16 protein-coding genes are annotated in these 15,111 nt (G+C 65.2%); 8 read left to right on the top strand and 8 right to left on the bottom strand.

Annotation, left to right across the window (positions count from 1 at the left end):
* Window positions 1-158: 158 nt before the first annotated feature.
* Window positions 159-1,388, top strand: a complete 1,230-nt coding sequence (locus tag NOM55_RS08015) for an EAL and HDOD domain-containing protein (protein ID WP_255908164.1) — start codon at window positions 159-161, stop codon at window positions 1,386-1,388.
* 57 nt (window positions 1,389-1,445) lie between these two features.
* Here the strand turns inward: NOM55_RS08015 and NOM55_RS08010 are convergent, their stop codons facing one another.
* Both NOM55_RS08010 and NOM55_RS08005 read right to left on the bottom strand, forming a co-directional pair.
* Complete coding sequence (locus NOM55_RS08010; protein ID WP_255908163.1) at window positions 1,446-2,582, bottom strand: PilT/PilU family type 4a pilus ATPase; 1,137 nt, start codon at window positions 2,580-2,582, stop codon at window positions 1,446-1,448.
* Window positions 2,583-2,597: 15 nt separating this feature from the next.
* A complete protein-coding gene (locus NOM55_RS08005; protein ID WP_047967725.1) occupies window positions 2,598-3,635 on the bottom strand; it encodes a type IV pilus twitching motility protein PilT in 1,038 nt (345 codons plus the stop codon).
* A 121-nt stretch (window positions 3,636-3,756) separates the two neighbouring features.
* Between NOM55_RS08005 and NOM55_RS08000 the strand changes: the two genes are divergently transcribed.
* The 6 genes from NOM55_RS08000 (at window position 3,757) to aroG (ending at window position 8,280) form a co-directional block, all read left to right on the top strand.
* Complete coding sequence (locus tag NOM55_RS08000; RefSeq protein ID WP_255908161.1) at window positions 3,757-4,446, top strand: YggS family pyridoxal phosphate-dependent enzyme; 690 nt, start codon at window positions 3,757-3,759, stop codon at window positions 4,444-4,446.
* A gap of 53 nt (window positions 4,447-4,499) precedes the next feature.
* Entirely contained in the window at window positions 4,500-5,309 is an 810-nt protein-coding gene (gene proC, locus NOM55_RS07995) for a pyrroline-5-carboxylate reductase (protein ID WP_255908160.1), read from the top strand.
* Window positions 5,306-5,890 (top strand): YggT family protein, encoded by a 585-nt coding sequence (locus NOM55_RS07990; RefSeq protein ID WP_238377330.1) that lies wholly within the window; start codon window positions 5,306-5,308, stop codon window positions 5,888-5,890. The genes proC and NOM55_RS07990 overlap by 4 nt, the downstream gene beginning before the upstream one ends.
* Before the next feature lie 77 nt (window positions 5,891-5,967).
* Window positions 5,968-6,273, top strand: coding sequence for a c-type cytochrome (locus tag NOM55_RS07985; RefSeq protein ID WP_047967728.1), 306 nt, complete (start codon window positions 5,968-5,970; stop codon window positions 6,271-6,273).
* 274 nt (window positions 6,274-6,547) lie between these two features.
* The gene (gene dksA, locus NOM55_RS07980; protein WP_047967729.1) at window positions 6,548-6,958 is read left to right on the top strand and encodes an RNA polymerase-binding protein DksA; all 411 of its coding nucleotides are present in this window, start codon (window positions 6,548-6,550) and stop codon (window positions 6,956-6,958) included.
* A gap of 245 nt (window positions 6,959-7,203) precedes the next feature.
* Entirely contained in the window at window positions 7,204-8,280 is a 1,077-nt protein-coding gene (gene aroG / locus NOM55_RS07975) for a 3-deoxy-7-phosphoheptulonate synthase AroG (RefSeq protein ID WP_255908159.1), read from the top strand.
* 83 nt (window positions 8,281-8,363) lie between these two features.
* Here the strand turns inward: aroG and NOM55_RS07970 are convergent, their stop codons facing one another.
* Together NOM55_RS07970 and NOM55_RS07965 are read right to left on the bottom strand one after the other, a co-directional pair.
* Complete coding sequence (locus NOM55_RS07970) at window positions 8,364-9,158, bottom strand: TIGR00266 family protein (protein WP_255908158.1); 795 nt, start codon at window positions 9,156-9,158, stop codon at window positions 8,364-8,366.
* 90 nt (window positions 9,159-9,248) lie between these two features.
* On the bottom strand, window positions 9,249-9,410 hold the full coding sequence (locus NOM55_RS07965; protein ID WP_255908157.1) for a hypothetical protein: 162 nt from the start codon (window positions 9,408-9,410) through the stop codon (window positions 9,249-9,251).
* Between the two features lie 93 nt (window positions 9,411-9,503).
* Between NOM55_RS07965 and NOM55_RS07960 the strand changes: the two genes are divergently transcribed.
* Window positions 9,504-10,661, top strand: coding sequence for an HPP family protein (locus NOM55_RS07960; RefSeq protein WP_255908155.1), 1,158 nt, complete (start codon window positions 9,504-9,506; stop codon window positions 10,659-10,661).
* A gap of 75 nt (window positions 10,662-10,736) precedes the next feature.
* Here NOM55_RS07960 and fba read toward each other — a convergent pair whose 3' ends face one another.
* The 4 genes from fba to gap form a co-directional block, all read right to left on the bottom strand.
* Window positions 10,737-11,801, bottom strand: a complete 1,065-nt coding sequence (fba, locus tag NOM55_RS07955) for a class II fructose-bisphosphate aldolase (protein WP_047967732.1) — start codon at window positions 11,799-11,801, stop codon at window positions 10,737-10,739.
* Window positions 11,802-11,869: 68 nt separating this feature from the next.
* The gene (locus NOM55_RS07950) at window positions 11,870-12,505 is read right to left on the bottom strand and encodes a LysE family translocator (protein ID WP_255908154.1); all 636 of its coding nucleotides are present in this window, start codon (window positions 12,503-12,505) and stop codon (window positions 11,870-11,872) included.
* Window positions 12,506-12,743: 238 nt separating this feature from the next.
* On the bottom strand, window positions 12,744-13,916 hold the full coding sequence (locus NOM55_RS07945; RefSeq protein ID WP_255908184.1) for a phosphoglycerate kinase: 1,173 nt from the start codon (window positions 13,914-13,916) through the stop codon (window positions 12,744-12,746).
* A gap of 175 nt (window positions 13,917-14,091) precedes the next feature.
* Window positions 14,092-15,105: a type I glyceraldehyde-3-phosphate dehydrogenase gene (gene gap, locus NOM55_RS07940; protein ID WP_255908153.1), complete on the bottom strand. Its 1,014-nt coding sequence runs from the start codon at window positions 15,103-15,105 to the stop codon at window positions 14,092-14,094.
* Between the last annotated feature and the right edge of the window lie 6 nt (window positions 15,106-15,111).

Raw genomic sequence — 15,111 nt, 5'->3', positions numbered from 1 at the left:
CCTGGCCGCCGCCGTTGCGGCCAACCTTGCACCGACAACGCCACCCTCGCGGTGGCGTTTTTTTACGCCTGCGGCCGCGGGTGTGGTTTTTTCCCCCGTCATGGTTGCGCTGGGTCATGCCTGACATCGAGCGCCCATGATCGCGGTTTTGTTTGACGATGGCATCCGCTAATATCGCCGACATGTACACCACCATCTATCTTGGCCGCCAACCGATTGTCGATGTCCAGCAGCAGCGCGTGGCCTACGAACTGCTGTTCCGCTCCGGGCCGGAAAACCGCGCGCTGTTCCAGGATGACGTCAACGCCACCGCCTCGGTGATCCGCCACACCTTCATCGATCTGGGCATGTCGCGGGTGCTGGAAGGCTGTCCCGGCTTCATCAATGTCAATGAACGGCTGCTGAAAAGCCCGGTGCTGGACTTGCTGCCGCCGGAGAGCATCATCCTCGAGATCCTGGAGAGCGTGCCGCTGGACGACTCGGTGCGTGAGCGCTGCCGCGAACTGCAGGCGCGCGGCTACCGGCTGGCGCTGGACGACGTCAGTGACGTCACCCCGGAAATCCAGGCGATGCTGCCGCTGGTGTCCTACCTGAAGATCGACTTGCAGCAGGTATCGCTGGCGCGGCTGCCGGTACTGCTGCAGCGGCTGCAGGGCTACCGCGGCCAGCTGCTGGCGGAAAAGGTGGACAGTTACGAGCAGTTCGAGCGCTGCCGCGAGCTGGGCATCCGCCTGTTCCAGGGCTACTTCTTCGCCAAACCGACCATCATGCAGCAGAACCGCGCCCATCCGCACCGCGCGCTGATGCTGCGCCTGCTGGGGCTGGTGATGCAGGACGCCGAGCTGCTGGAACTGGAAGAGGTATTCAAGGGCGCGCCGGACATGGTGGTCAGCCTGCTGAAGCTGGTCAACGCCGCGGAAAACTACGGTCGCCCGGTGCGCTCCATCCGCGAGGCGCTGACCATGCTCGGCTCGTCACGGCTGAAGCGCTGGGCGCTGGTCATCCTGTTCGCCGCCGACTGCCGCCCGGACAGCGGCCCCAGCCCGCTGCTGGAAATGGCGGCGGTGCGCGGCCGCATGATGGAGCTGCTGGCGCCGCCGGCCGAGCGCGACGAGGCGTTCATGACCGGCATCCTGTCGCTGGCCGACAGCCTGCTGGGCATGAGCATGCAGTCGCTGGTGGCGTCGCTGTCGCTGCGCGACAAGGTGCTGCAGGCACTGCTGTACCGCGAGGGCATGCTCGGCGACCTGCTGGCGCAGACCGAGCTGGCCGAGTGCCGCGAGGCGCAGGCGCCGCTGCCGACGCTGGCGGCGGACAACTTCAACCAGGTGCAGCTGGAAGCGCTGGAGTGGGTACGCAAGATGTGGAGTGACGACTTCCTCACCTGAGCGGCGAGGCCGGGAGGGTGCAAGGTTGGCCGCAAGCCGTTGCGGCCAACCTTGTGCTTAGACGATGTCGAGGTGATCGAGCCCGCCCAGCGGATCGCTGTGCTTGCTCTCTTCGCCGTAGAGCTTGATCTTCAGGCGCAGGTCGTTGACCGAGTCGGCGTTGCGCAGCGCGTCCTCGAAGCTGATCTGGCCGCTCTCGTACAGCTCGAACAGCGCCTGGTCGAAGGTCTGCATCCCGGTCTCGCGCGAGCGTGACATCACCTCCTTGATGCCGGACACCTCGCCCTTGAAGATCAGGTCGGCGATCAGCGGGCTGTTGAGCAGGATTTCCACCGCCGCGACACGGCCCTTGACCTGCTTCAGCGGGATCAGCCGCTGCGACACGATGGCGCGCATGTTCAGCGACAGGTCCATCAGCACCTGCTGGTGGCGCTCTTCCGGGAAGAAGTTGAGGATGCGGTCCAGCGCCTGGTTGGCGTTGTTGGCGTGCAGCGTGGCCAGGCACAGGTGGCCGGTCTCGGCGAACTGCAGGCCGTACATCATCGATTCGCGGTCGCGGATCTCGCCCATCAGGATCACGTCCGGCGCCTGGCGCAGCGTGTTCTTCAGCGCCACCTCCCAGCTCTCGGTGTCCACGCCGATCTCGCGCTGGGTGATGATGCTCTTCTTGTGCTGGTGCACGTACTCGATCGGGTCTTCCAGGGTGATGATGTGGTCGGCCGCGGTGCTGTTGCGCCAGTCCACCAGCCCCGCCAGCGAGGTGGACTTGCCGGAGCCGGTGCCGCCGACGAAGATCACCAGCCCGCGCTTGATCATCGCCACGTCCTTCAGCACCGCCGGCATTTTCAGCTGGTCCAGCGTCGGGATCTCGGTGTTGATCTTGCGCAGCACCATGCCGGCCTTGCCCTGCTGCATGTAGGCGCTGACGCGGAAGCGGCCGATGCCGGGCGGGCTGATGGCGAAGTTTGCCTCGGAGCTGGATTCGAACTCCTCCATCTGGCGGTCATTCATCACCGAGCGCACCAGCTCCTTGCAGTGCTGCGCGGTCAGCGCCTGCGGCGCCACCGGGGTGATCTTGCCGTCGATCTTCATCGCCGGCGGAAAGTCGGAGGTGATGAAGATGTCGGAAGCGTTCTTGCTGGCAGCGTGCTTGAGCAGATCGTGGATGAATTTTGATGCCTGGTCCTTTTCCATGCGCTACTTCCTCGCTTAGAACGCGTCCTTGTTGGAAGCCTTTTGCCGGGCTTCCTGAATCGAAATCACATTGCGCCGCACCAGTTCCTGCAGGCACATGTCCATGGTCTGCATGCCGTACTGCTGGCCGGTCTGGATCATCGAGTTGATCTGCGCGATCTTGTTTTCGCGGATCAGGTTGCGGATCGCCGGGGTGCCGATCATGATTTCATGGGCGGCGACGCGGCCGCTTTCGTCCTTGGTCTTCAGCAGCGTCTGCGAAATCACCGCACGCAGGCTTTCCGACAGCATCGCGCGCACCATTTCCTTTTCGCCGGCCGGGAACACGTCGACAATACGGTCGACGGTCTTGGCGGCGCCGCTGGTGTGCAGCGTGCCGAACACCAGGTGGCCGGTTTCGGCGGCGGTCAGCGCCAGGCGGATGGTTTCCAGGTCACGCATCTCGCCGACCAGGATCACGTCCGGGTCCTCGCGCAGCGCGCTCTTCAGCGCGTTGGCGAAGCTCTGCGTCTGGGCGCCGAGTTCGCGCTGGTTGATCAGGCCCTTCTTGCTTTCGTGCACGAATTCGATCGGGTCTTCCACCGTCAGGATGTGCGAATACTGGTTCTCGTTGACGTAGTCGACCATCGCCGCCAGCGTGGTGGACTTGCCGGAGCCGGTCGGGCCGGTGACCAGCACGATGCCGCGTGGTAGATCGGCGATCTCGCGGAAGATCTTCGGCGCGTTGAGGTCTTCCAGCGACAGCACCTTGGACGGAATCACGCGGAATACCGCGGCGATACCGCGGTTCTGCTGGAACACGTTGACGCGGAAACGGGCGATGCCCGGTAGCTCGAAGGAGAAGTCGCACTCGAAGATTTCTTCGAAGGCCTTGCGCTGGTGGTCGTTCATGATGTCGTACACCATGTCGTGCACGTCATGGTGCGCCATCGGCGGCAGGTTGATGCGGCGGATGTCGCCGTGTACCCGTATGATCGGTGGCAGTCCGGACGACAGGTGCAGGTCCGATGCCTTGTTTTTGACCGTAAAGGCCAGAAGTTCGGAAATTTCCATATAATTTCTCCGCGTCCGCAACAATGCCGGGTTCATCGAGTGATGCGGACGATTGTAACGCCGCCGGGTGCCGCTGCCCACTGAGGCCGCGGCCACCGGCGGAAGAGAGAGCGAGCAGACGATGACAGATATCAGCAGCGCCCTGCAACGGGTGAGCGCGGCGATCGGCAGTGCGGCACAGGCGGCCGGCCGCGATGGCGACAGCGTGACCTTGCTGGCGGTGAGCAAGACCTTTCCGGCGGCGGCGGTGCGTGAAGCCTACGCCGCCGGCCAGCGCCGCTTTGGCGAGAACTACGTGCAGGAACTGCAGGCCAAGGCCGCCGTGCTGCAGGATCTGGCCTTGGAGTGGCATTTCATCGGCCCGCTGCAATCGAACAAGACGCGGCCGGTGGCGGAGCTGGCGCACTGGGTGCACTCGGTAGAGCGGCTGAAGATCGCCGAACGGCTGTCGGCGCAGCGTCCGGCGGCGCTGCCCGCGCTGAATGTCTGCATCCAGGTCAATGTTTCCGGCGAGGACAGCAAGAGCGGCTGCGCCCCGGACGAGGTGCTGCCGCTGGCGCAGGCGATCGCCGCCCTGCCCGGCCTGCGCTTGCGCGGGCTGATGTGCATTCCGGAGCCGACGCAGGATGCGGCAACGTTGGCCGCACGCTTCGGCGTGCTGGCGACGCTGCAGCAGCGGCTGGCGGCGGCCGGCATCGCCACCGACACGCTGTCGATGGGCATGTCCGCCGACATGGCGGCGGCGATCGCCGCCGGCAGCACCATGGTGCGCGTCGGCACCGCGATCTTCGGCGCGCGCCACTACGGCTAACCATCCAACCATGTTTCGCCAGCGGGCGAAGTAACAAGAACCAGGGGAAAACCATGCGTATCACGTTCATCGGTGGCGGCAATATGGCCTCCGCCATCATTTCCGGTCTCTGCCAGCAGCCCGGCCAGCAGATCAGCGTGGTGGAGCTGCACGAAGACAAGCGCGCCAGCCTGCAGGCCGAATTCGGCGTCACCGCGCTGGCGGCGCTGCCGGACCGCTTTGCCGCCGACGAGGTGGTGCTGCTGGCGGTCAAGCCGCAGGCACTGCAGGCGGTGTGCCAGCAACTGGCGCCACGGCTGCACGGCGCGCTGGTGGTGTCGATCGCCGCCGGGGTGCGCCTGGAGGCGCTGAGCCGCTGGCTGGGCAGCTCACGCATCGTGCGGGTCATGCCCAACACCCCGGCCATGGTCGGCAAGGGCGTGTCCGGGCTGTACGCCGCCGCCGATATCGGCGAAGCGGATCGCCGCACCGCGGAAGGCATCATGCAGGCGGTCGGCATCACCAGCTGGCTGGAGACCGAGGGTGGCATCGACGACATCACCAGCGTCTCCGGCAGCGGCCCGGCCTACGTGTTCTACTTTATCGAGAGCATGATCGAGGGCGCCTGCCAGGTCGGCTTCAGCGAGCAGGAGGCGCGGGCACTGGTGCTGGGCACCTTCGAGGGCGCGGTGGAACTGGCCAAGCAAAGCCCGCTGCCGGTGGCAACCTTGCGCACCAACGTGATGTCCAAGGGCGGGACCACCGAGCGTGCCATCGCCCGTTTCGAGGCCGAGGGTGTCAAGGCGGCGATCATCGCCGGGGCGCTGGACTGCCGCGCCCGCTCGGTGGAGCTGGGTGACCTGTTGAGCAAGGACGGCGAATGATGCTGCTGGAAACACTGCAATTCCTGATCAAGACCATCAGCGAGCTGTTCGTGCTGGTGCTGCTGATGCGCTTTTACCTGCAGGTGGCGCGGGCGCCGTTCAAGCATCCGCTGACCCAGTTCGTGATCGCGGTCAGCAATTTTGCGGTGTTGCCGTTGCGGCGCTGGATTCCGGCGTGGCGCAGTTATGACACCGCCACCATGGTGCTGGCCTGGGTGGTATCGCTGCTGGCACTGATCAGCATCCTGCTGCTCAACCCGCTGCCCTACGACCTGCTGCACCCGCAGAGCTGGCTGGCGCTGACGCTGCTGGCGCTGCTCGACGTGTTCCGCCTGTCGCTGTACCTGCTGATGGGCGCGGTGTTCGTGCTGGCGATCCTCAGCTGGGTCAATCCCTACAACGGCCTGCGCCCGGTACTGGAAGCGCTGACCCGACCCTACCTGCGCCCGTTCCAGCGGGCGGTGATCGGCGGCGTCGACCTGTCGCCACTGGTGTTGCTGCTGGTGATCCAGGTGATCCTGATGCTGCCGGTCCGGATGCTGGAAATGTCTTTCTTGATGCAACTCAAGATGGCAGTATGAGCATTCAGTTATCAAGTAGCGTCGCCTTGCCTGGCTACGGAGTCAGGTCAAGGGTTTGATCCTGTGGAGAACTTTGCATGAAAAAAATGCTATTGGCCGCTGTGGCCCTGGGCGTGCTGGCCACCCCCGCTTTTGCCAACCTGCAGCTGGCGCAGAAATACGCCTGTGTCGCCTGTCACGCGGTCGACAAGAAGATTGTCGGCCCGGCCTACAAGGATGTCGCCAAGAAATACGCGGGCGACAAGAGTGCCGAAGCCAAGCTGGTGGCCAAGGTCAAGGCCGGCGGTTCCGGCGTCTGGGGCCCGATCCCGATGCCAGCTCACCCTCAGGTCAGCGATGCCGATCTGAAAACGCTGGTGAAGTGGGTCTTGAGCCAGAAGTAATCATGTTTTATGCAACATAAAGCGCCGCGAGGCGCTTTTGTTGCGTTGGCGCGGTGCCATTTGCCGCCGCGGCCGCTTTCCGTGTTTCTTGCCAATGTCTTAAGTCGGGCCTTAATCGGCCTGCCCTCTTGAGTTCACCCCCGTTCGGCACTATATACACAAGATAAAAGACAGTTGTGACGGAGATGGCGTACGGATTGTGTTGCACTTTCCTTATGCCGTCGGTAATCTTCCACGCCTGTTGCCACAACTTTATAGCTGGAAGCATCAAACTATGGCCAAGCTGACTGAACAAGACATCATCAACTGGTCCGGCGATGACTACATGAACGCCGACCATCTTGAGTTCTTCAAGGAGCGCTTGTTGAACATGCAACAAGAGCTGTTGAGCAACGCCAGTGCCACGGCTAGCCACCTGCAGGAGCAGGAAGCCACGCCCGATCCGGCGGATCGCGCCACACTGGAAGAAGAGTATGCGCTGGAGCTGCGCACCCGCGACCGCGAGCGCAAGCTGCTGCAGAAGATCCAGTCCACCCTGCGTTTGATCGAAGACGGCAGCTACGGCTATTGCGAAGACACCGGCGAGCCGATCGGCCTCAAGCGCCTGCTGGCCCGCCCGACGGCATCGCTGTCGGTGGAAGCACAGGAGCGTCGCGAACGCATGAAGCGCCAGTACGCCGACTGAGCACCAGGTTGGCCGCATTACCCAACGAAAGCACCCTTCGGGGTGCTTTTGCTTTTTATTGGCCATTATTTTGGCAAAGCCTGCCAATGGCGCCGTTTTATTGCCGGCCATTTGGCAGGTCATGCCACGACGGCGTGACGCAGCGGCGCCAAAAAATCGCCGGACGCGATACGGTTTAGGGCTTGGCATGGCAGGGTGAAGCGGGTAATGTTGCTATGCAAACAAAAGAGACCAAGGACACAGCAATGCACCGCCAGACCGACGACGTCAGAATCCGAGACATCAAAGAACTGCTCCCGCCGATTGCTCACCTGTACGAGCTGCCGATCAACGAATCCGCCGCCGAGCTGATCTTCAACGCCCGTCGTGACATTGCCCGTCTGCTGCGTGCCGAGGACGACCGCCTGCTGGTGGTGATCGGCCCCTGTTCCATCCACGATCCGGCCGCGGCGGAAGAATACGCCCGTCGCCTGCTGCCGCTGCGCCAGAAGTACGCCAACGACCTGCAGATCGTGATGCGTGTCTACTTTGAAAAACCGCGCACCACCGTCGGCTGGAAAGGTCTGATCAACGATCCGCACCTCGACGAGTCCTACGACATCAATACCGGCCTGCGCCTGGCGCGTCGCCTGCTGCTCAACCTGAACAGCATGGGCATGCCGGCCGCCACCGAATTCCTGGACATGATCACGCCGCAGTATCTGGCCGACCTGATCAGCTGGGGCGCCATCGGCGCGCGCACCACCGAATCGCAGGTGCACCGCGAACTGGCCTCCGGCCTGTCCTGCCCGGTCGGTTTCAAGAACGGCACCGACGGCAACCTGAAGATCGCGGTCGACGCCATCCGCTCTGCCAGTGTGTCGCATCACTTCCTGTCGGTGACCAAGACCGGTCATTCCGCCATCGTCGAGACTGGCGGTAACCCGGACTGCCACGTGATCCTGCGTGGCGGCAAGGAGCCGAACTACGAGGCCCGCTATGTGCAGGCCGCCGCCGCCGAGCTGGCCGCCGTCGGCCTGCCGCAGAAGCTGATGGTCGACTTCAGCCATGCCAACAGTCGCAAGGACTACCGTCGCCAGATGGAAGTGTGCGACGACATCGCCGCGCAACTGGCGGCCGGTGATCAGCACATCTTCGGCGTGATGGTAGAAAGCCACCTGGTGGAGGGCCGTCAGGACCTGAAACCGGGCTGCGAGCTGACCTACGGCCAGAGCATCACCGATGCCTGCATCGGCTGGGACAATACCGAAGCGCTGCTGCAGACGCTGGCCGACGCGGTCCAGGCGCGCCGCGCCAAGGTCGGTGTGCCGTCCGGCAAGTAAGCCTGCCGCCGACAAAAAAAGCCCGGAGCGTGCTCCGGGCTTTTTTCATGCTGCCGTCCGCCGCGGGCGGAGGCTGGCGTGGCTCAGTCCTTGCCGTCCAGGATATTGCCGAGACCGCCGAGCAGCGAACCCTGCTCGCTGCTGTTGCCGCCGGCCTTGGGGCTGGCGGCGACGATGCGGTCGGCCAGCCGCGACAGCGGTAGCGACTGCAGCCACACGCGGCCGGGGCCGGTCAGTTTGGCGAAGAACAGCCCTTCGCCGCCGAACAGCGCCGATTTCAGCTTGCCGACGTACTCGATGTCGAAATCCACCGTCGGCTGGTAGGCCACCACGCAGCCGGTATCGACACGCAGCACCTCGCCCGGCTGCAGCTGGCGGCTGGTCAGTGTGCCGCCGGCGTGCAGGAACACGTAACCGTCGCCGTCCAGCTTCTGCATGATGAAGCCCTCGCCGCCGAACAGGCCGGTGCCGATCTTCTTCTGGAACGCGAGGCTGAGGCTGACGCCCTTGGCGGCGGCGAGGAAGCTGTCCTTCTGCGCGTACAGCGTGCCGCCCAGCTCCAAGAGGTGCACCGGCACGATCTTGCCGGGATAGCTGGCGGCAAAGGCGACGCGGCGCTTGCGCTGGCCCTGGTTGAGGTAGACGGTGGTGAACAACGATTCGCCGGTGATCAGCCGCTTGCCGGCGCCGAGCAGCTTGCCCATCAGCCCGCCCTGCGCCGCCGAGCCGTCACCGAAGACGGTGTCCATGCTGACATCGTCTTCCATGTAGTACAGCGCGCCGGCCTCGCCGACCGCGGCCTCGCCGGGGTCCAGCTCCACTTCGACGTACTGCATGTCGTCGCCGAAGATCTGGTAGTCGATCACATCCATTGCCATCTCGCTCTCCTTGGGCATCATTGCCGGCATGCGTTCATGCTAGCGGCTGGCCATGCCAAATGCAAAGCGGGATGAGGCAGCCGCGCCGCTTCAGTGCGGCTCGCGATCCTGCGTCGGCGGGGCGGCGTCGGCCGGCGGCTGTTTCGGCGGCCGCAGCAGCATGATCCACAGGTGGAACACGATGCCGGCCAGCGGCACCAGGCCGAGGATGACCACGAAGACCCATTCGAGGGGGGAGAAAAGTTCGCTCATCGGCATAGTGTACGCAGCGCGGCGGCGGCGGCCAAGTGGCGGATGGTGGCTGCAAAGTGGCAAACCAAATACATCTTCAAATACAATGGCGGGATGATGACATCTCTTGCCTTGTTGCCGGCCGGACTGCGCCGGCGTCTGCAGCGCTGGTGGCCGGAGCCGCTGGTGATCGGCCGCCGCGAACAGCTGGCGGTCGCCGCCGCCGCCCTGTTTGCCATCGCGCTGACCGGCCTGCTCACCGCGCTGACCCTGGGGCCGGCACCGCTGCTGGTGGCGTCGATGGGGGCTGCCGCGGTGCTGCTGTACACACTGCCCAGCAGCCCGCTGGCGCAGCCGTGGCCACTGCTGGGTGGCCACCTGGTGTCGGCTGCCATCGGCGTCGCCTGCGCGCAGTGGCTGCCGTGGCCGTGGCTGGCGGCCGGCGTCGCGGTCGGGCTGGCCATCTTCGCCATGATCGCCTTGCGCTGCCTGCACCCGCCCGGTGGTGCCATCGCGCTGAACGCGGTGGTCGGCGGCCCGGCGGTGCAGGCGATGGGCTACGGCTTTGTCGCGCTGGTGCTGTGCAACGCGCTGCTGATGCTGGCGCTGGCGTGGCTGCTCAACAACTACCTGCTGCGCCGCCCCTACCCGCGCGCGCTGCCGCCGCCCAACCGTCACCTGATCCGCGATCCGGCGCCGCTGGCGCGGCTGGGCATCCGCGAGGAGGACATGGAAGCAGCGCTGGCCGGCTTCAACCACCTGCTCGACATCAGCCGCAGCGATCTGGAGCAGGTGATGACGCTGGCGGAGATGCACGCCTACCGCCGCCGGCTGGGCGATATCCGCTGCCGCGACATCATGTCGCGCGACGTGATCAGCCTGCGCCCGGACACCGCGCTGCAGGAGGCGTGGCGGCTGCTGCGCCAGCACAAGGTGCGCGCCTTGCCGGTGGTCACCGATAGCGGCCAGGTGCTGGGCATGGTGTCGCTGGTGGACTTCCTCAAGCGGCTGGACGGTTCGCCGCAGGGGCTGCGCGAACGGCTGGCGCGCCTGCTCAGCGGCCGTGCCGGCGACAGCCGGGTGGCGGCGATCATGAGCAGCACCCTGATCAGCGTGCGCGAGGATCTGCACCTGGTGGAGCTGGTGCCGCTGTTCGCCGAGCGCGGTCTGCACCATGTGCCGGTGCTGGCCGCCGACGGCACGCTGGCCGGCGTGATCAGCCAGTCCGACCTGATCGCCGCGTTGTTCCGCGACCGGCTGCATGCCGGTTGATGCGGCCAACCTTGGCCGCAAGCCACAAACAAAAACGCCACTCCGCGGAGTGGCGTTTTGCATGGCGGGTGCAGCTTACTTCACGATCTGCGCCAGCTGGCCTTTCAGGTACAGGTTGGCCATGGTGTCGAGGCTGACCGGCTTGATCTTGCTGGCCATGCCGGCGGCGCCGAACGCTTCGTAGCGGGCGATCACGATGTCGCGCATCGCCACGGTGCTGGCGGCCAGGTATTTGCGCGGGTCGAATTCCTTCGGGTTCTGCGCCAGGAAGCGGCGGATGGCGCCGGTGGAGGCCAGGCGCAGGTCGGTGTCGATGTTCACCTTGCGCACGCCGTGCTTGATGCCTTCCACGATCTCTTCCACCGGCACGCCGTAGGTCTCGCCCAGCTCGCCGCCGAATTCGTTGATGATCTGCAGCCATTCCTGCGGCACGCTGGAGGAGCCGTGCATCACCAGATGGGTGTTCGGGATGCGGGCGTGGATTTCCTTGATGCGGTCGATGCGCAGCACGTCGCCGGTCGGCTTCTTGCTGAACTTGTAGGCGCCGTGGCTGGTGCCGATGGCGATGGCCAGCGCGTCCACGCCGGTGTCCTTCACGAACTGGGCGGCTTCTTCCGGATCGGTCAGCAGCTGGCTGTGGTCGAGCACGCCTTCGGCGCCGACGCCGTCTTCCTCGCCGGCCATGCCGGTTTCCAAGGAGCCCAGGCAGCCGATCTCACCCTCCACCGACACGCCGCAGGCGTGGGCGAAGTTGACCACGGTGCGGGTCACGTCAACGTTGTAGTCGTAGTCGGCCGGGGTCTTGCCGTCGGACTTCAGCGAACCGTCCATCATCACCGAGGAGAAGCCGAGCTGGATCGAGCGCTGGCACACGTCCGGGCTGGTGCCGTGGTCCTGGTGCATCACCACCGGGATATGCGGGAATTCTTCCACCGCCGCCAGGATCAGGTGACGCAGGAACGGTGCGCCGGCGTATTTGCGGGCGCCGGCCGAGGCCTGCACGATCACCGGCGCGTCGACCTTGTCGGCGGCCTCCATGATGGCGCGCATCTGTTCCAGGTTGTTGACGTTGAAGGCCGGCAGGCCGTAGCTGAATTCTGCTGCGTGGTCCAGCAGCTGACGCATCGAAACGAGTGCCATGGGTGAGTCTCCAGTAGTTGAATGCTTGTCGCGCCCGCCGTGGCCGGCGCGGAAAAAGGTTGACCGCGTCAGGCGCGGCTGACGGTGCTCAGCGCCACACCGGCGGCCATGAACGAGCCACCGGCAAAGCGGTTCATCATGCGCTGGCGCAGCGGGCTGGTGATCCAGTGCTTGAGCTTGGCGCCGCCGAAGGCGTACACCACCTGCCAGCTGCTCTCGATCACGTAGAAGGTGGCGGCCAGCACCACCAGCTGCGGCATTTGCGGCGCATCGGCGCGCATGAACTGCGGGAACAGCGCGGCAAAGAACACGAAGGCCTTCGGGTTGCTCATCGCCACCAGGAAACCGGTGCGGAAACGCTGCCAGTTGCTGACGGCGGCCACGCCATCGTCGTCACTGTCGCTGTCCATGCGCTCGCTGACCGGCGCGCGCCAGGCCTGGTAGCCCAGCCACACCAGGTAGGCGGCGCCGGCGTACTTGACGAAGGAGAACAGCTGCTCCGAGGTGGCCAGCAGCGCGCCGAGACCGGCGGCGGAACCGCCCATGATCAGGCCCAGCGCCAGCAGCAGGCCGGCCATGGTCGGCAGCGCACCGCGCAGGCCGAAGCGGATGCCGTGGCTCATCGCCAGCAGCATATTGGGACCGGGGGTCGCCGACACGAAAAACACGGTGACGACGAAGATCAGCCAGGTATCGAAGGCCATGGGCGCTGCTCCTTGCATCGGTAATGGGGGGTGTTGCCGAGTCTAGGCGCAACGCCTGTACCCGGCAAGTTACAGTATGGCCGCTGCGGCCAACGTTGGCCGCAGCAACGACCTGCTGCGCTGCGCGCGATACCGCGTTGAATTCGACCCGGTGATGCGCATTGACGCCATGTCAACGTCGCTTCCTCAGCCGTCTTCAGCTTGTCTCGCGCGAGCTCGCGAGGTCGTTAGCCGGTTTTCAAGCGCGCGCGGCCAGCATCGCGACCGCCGGCAGTTCCTTGCCTTCGAGGAACTCGAGGAAGGCGCCGCCGCCGGTGGAGATGTAGCTGATCTGCTCGGTCAGGCCGTACTTGGCGATCGCCGCTAGGGTGTCGCCACCGCCGGCGATGGAGAACGCCGCCGAACCGGCAATCGCCTGGCCCAGGGCCTGGGTGCCGTGGCTGAACTGCTCGATCTCGAACACGCCGACCGGGCCGTTCCACACCACGGTGCCGGCCTTGGCGACGATGTCGGCCAGAACCTTGGCCGAGTCCGGACCGATGTCGAGGATCATGTCGTCGGCGCCGACCTCGGCCACGTTCTTCAGCGTGGCGGTGGCGGTGTCGGAGAACTCGCTGGCGCAGACCACGTCGCTCGGCAGCGGCACGTCGCCGCCGCGGGCGCGGATCTTGGCGATCACGCGGCGGGCGTCGTCGACCAGGTCGGCTTCGGCCAGCGACTTGCCGATGGTCTTGCCTTCGGCCAGCAGGAAGGTGTTGGCGATGCCGCCGCCGACGATCAGCTGGTCAACCTTGTCGGCCAGCGCCTCGAGGATGGTCAGCTTGGTTGAGACCTTGGAGCCGGCGACGATGGCCACCAGCGGTCGGGCCGGTGCCAGCAGCGCCTTGCCCAGAGCGTCCAGTTCGGCGGCCAGCAGGATGCCGGCGCAGGCGACCGGCGCGAACTGCGCCACGGCGTGGGTGGACGCTTCGGCGCGGTGCGCGGTGCCGAAGGCGTCGTTGACGAAGATGTCGCACAGGCTGGCGTAGGCACGGCCCAGTGCTTCGTTGTTCTTTTTCTCGCCCTTGTTCAGGCGCACGTTTTCCAGCATCACCACCTCGCCGGCGGCCAGCGTCACGCCGGCTTGCCAGTCGGCAGCCACGGTCACGGCCTGGCCCAGCAGCTCGGACAGGCGCGCGGCCACCGGGGCCAGGCTGTCTTCCGGCTGCGGCTCGCCTTCGGTCGGACGGCCGAGGTGGGTCATCAGGATCACGCTGGCACCGGCCTTCAGGCAGTGTTCGATCGACGGCAGGCTGGCGCGGATGCGGGTGTCGTCACCGATGACGCCATTCTTGAGCGGCACGTTCATGTCGACGCGGATCAGTACGCGCTTGCCGGACAGTGCCAGGTCGGTCAGTTTCTTGAATTGCAATTTCATCTCCTCAGCTAGGTAGGGTGGGCGGTTCGGCCCACCATCGCCCGGAATGCGACGATCTGCCCGCAGGCAGATCGTCGCATTGCCGTTCAAACAACGGTGTGGGCCGGACGTGTCCGGCCCACCCTACCAGGCATGCGGCCAACCTTGCGGCCGGCGGCATGGTCTGGCTTTATTTTGCTGCAAACATCGCGCGCGCGGTCTTCAGCATCTGCTGGCAGAAACCCCACTCGTTGTCGTACCAGGCCAGCACTTTCACCATGTTGCCGCCGGTGACCTTGGTCAGGGTGGCGTCGAAGATGGAGCCTTCGGTGCTGTGGTTGAAGTCGCTGGAAACCAGCGGCAGGGTGTTGTAACCCAGCGTGCCCTTCATGCTGCCTTCGGACGCGGCCTTGACGATCTCGTTGATCTCGTCCTTGGTGGTGTCGCGGGACGCGGTGAAGGTGAGGTCAACCAGCGACACGTTGATGGTCGGCACGCGTACCGAGAAACCGTCCAGGCGACCTTTCAGTTCCGGCAGCACCAGGCCGACGGCCTTGGCGGCGCCGGTCTTGGTCGGGATCAGGTTGTCGGTGGCGGAACGGGCGCGGCGCAGGTCCTTGTGACGCACGTCGGTCAGCACCTGGTCGTTGGTGAAGGCGTGAATGGTGGTCATCAGGCCCTTCTTGATACCGATGGCGTCGTTCAGCGCCTTGGCCACCGGGGCCAGGCAGTTGGTGGTGCAGGACGCGTTGGACACCACGGTCATGTCGGCGGTCAGCACGTCGTGGTTGACGCCGTAGACGATGGTGGCGTCAACGTCGTCGCCGCCCGGGGCCGAGATCAGCACCTTCTTGGCGCCAGCGTTGATGTGTGCCTGGCACTTTTCCTTGCTGGTGAAGGCACCGGTGCATTCCAGTACCAGATCCACCTGCAGTGCGTCCCACGGCAGTTCGGCCGGGTTGCGGGTGGAGAAGAACGGGATGCGGTCGCCGTTGACGATCAGCGTGTTTTCGTCGTGGCTGACTTCGGCGGCAAAGCGGCCGTGCACGGTGTCGAACTTGGTCAGGTGCGCGTTGGTGGCCAGGTCGCCGGAGGCGTTGACGGCCACGATTTCGAAATCGTTGCGCAGGTTGTATTCGTAGATCGAACGCAGCGCCTGGCGGCCGATACGGCCGTAGCCGTTGATCGCGATGCGGATGGTCATAATTTT

Source organism: Vogesella sp. AC12, assembly GCF_024437575.1.
GTDB classification, from domain to species: Bacteria; Pseudomonadota; Gammaproteobacteria; order Burkholderiales; family Chromobacteriaceae; genus Vogesella; species Vogesella indigofera.
Note: the sequence above shows the minus strand (reverse complement) of the source record. Positions and strands in the feature narration are given on the sequence as shown.

Excerpts from the sequence above, each read along its gene's own strand:
- NOM55_RS08005 (WP_047967725.1), bottom strand. The coding sequence starts at position 3,635 with ATGGAAATTTCCGAACTTCTGGCCTTTACGGTCAAAAACAAGGCATCG.
- NOM55_RS08015 (WP_255908164.1), top strand. The coding sequence starts at position 159 with ATGGCATCCGCTAATATCGCCGACATGTACACCACCATCTATCTTGGC.
- gap (WP_255908153.1), bottom strand. The coding sequence starts at position 15,105 with ATGACCATCCGCATCGCGATCAACGGCTACGGCCGTATCGGCCGCCAG.
- NOM55_RS08000 (WP_255908161.1), top strand. The coding sequence starts at position 3,757 with ATGACAGATATCAGCAGCGCCCTGCAACGGGTGAGCGCGGCGATCGGC.
- NOM55_RS08010 (WP_255908163.1), bottom strand. The coding sequence starts at position 2,582 with ATGGAAAAGGACCAGGCATCAAAATTCATCCACGATCTGCTCAAGCAC.
- aroG (WP_255908159.1), top strand. The coding sequence starts at position 7,204 with ATGCACCGCCAGACCGACGACGTCAGAATCCGAGACATCAAAGAACTG.
- NOM55_RS07960 (WP_255908155.1), top strand. The coding sequence starts at position 9,504 with ATGATGACATCTCTTGCCTTGTTGCCGGCCGGACTGCGCCGGCGTCTG.
- NOM55_RS07985 (WP_047967728.1), top strand. The coding sequence starts at position 5,968 with ATGAAAAAAATGCTATTGGCCGCTGTGGCCCTGGGCGTGCTGGCCACC.
- NOM55_RS07950 (WP_255908154.1), bottom strand. The coding sequence starts at position 12,505 with ATGGCCTTCGATACCTGGCTGATCTTCGTCGTCACCGTGTTTTTCGTG.
- NOM55_RS07965 (WP_255908157.1), bottom strand. The coding sequence starts at position 9,410 with ATGAGCGAACTTTTCTCCCCCCTCGAATGGGTCTTCGTGGTCATCCTC.
- proC (WP_255908160.1), top strand. The coding sequence starts at position 4,500 with ATGCGTATCACGTTCATCGGTGGCGGCAATATGGCCTCCGCCATCATT.
- dksA (WP_047967729.1), top strand. The coding sequence starts at position 6,548 with ATGGCCAAGCTGACTGAACAAGACATCATCAACTGGTCCGGCGATGAC.
- fba (WP_047967732.1), bottom strand. The coding sequence starts at position 11,801 with ATGGCACTCGTTTCGATGCGTCAGCTGCTGGACCACGCAGCAGAATTC.
- NOM55_RS07970 (WP_255908158.1), bottom strand. The coding sequence starts at position 9,158 with ATGGCAATGGATGTGATCGACTACCAGATCTTCGGCGACGACATGCAG.
- NOM55_RS07990 (WP_238377330.1), top strand. The coding sequence starts at position 5,306 with ATGATGCTGCTGGAAACACTGCAATTCCTGATCAAGACCATCAGCGAG.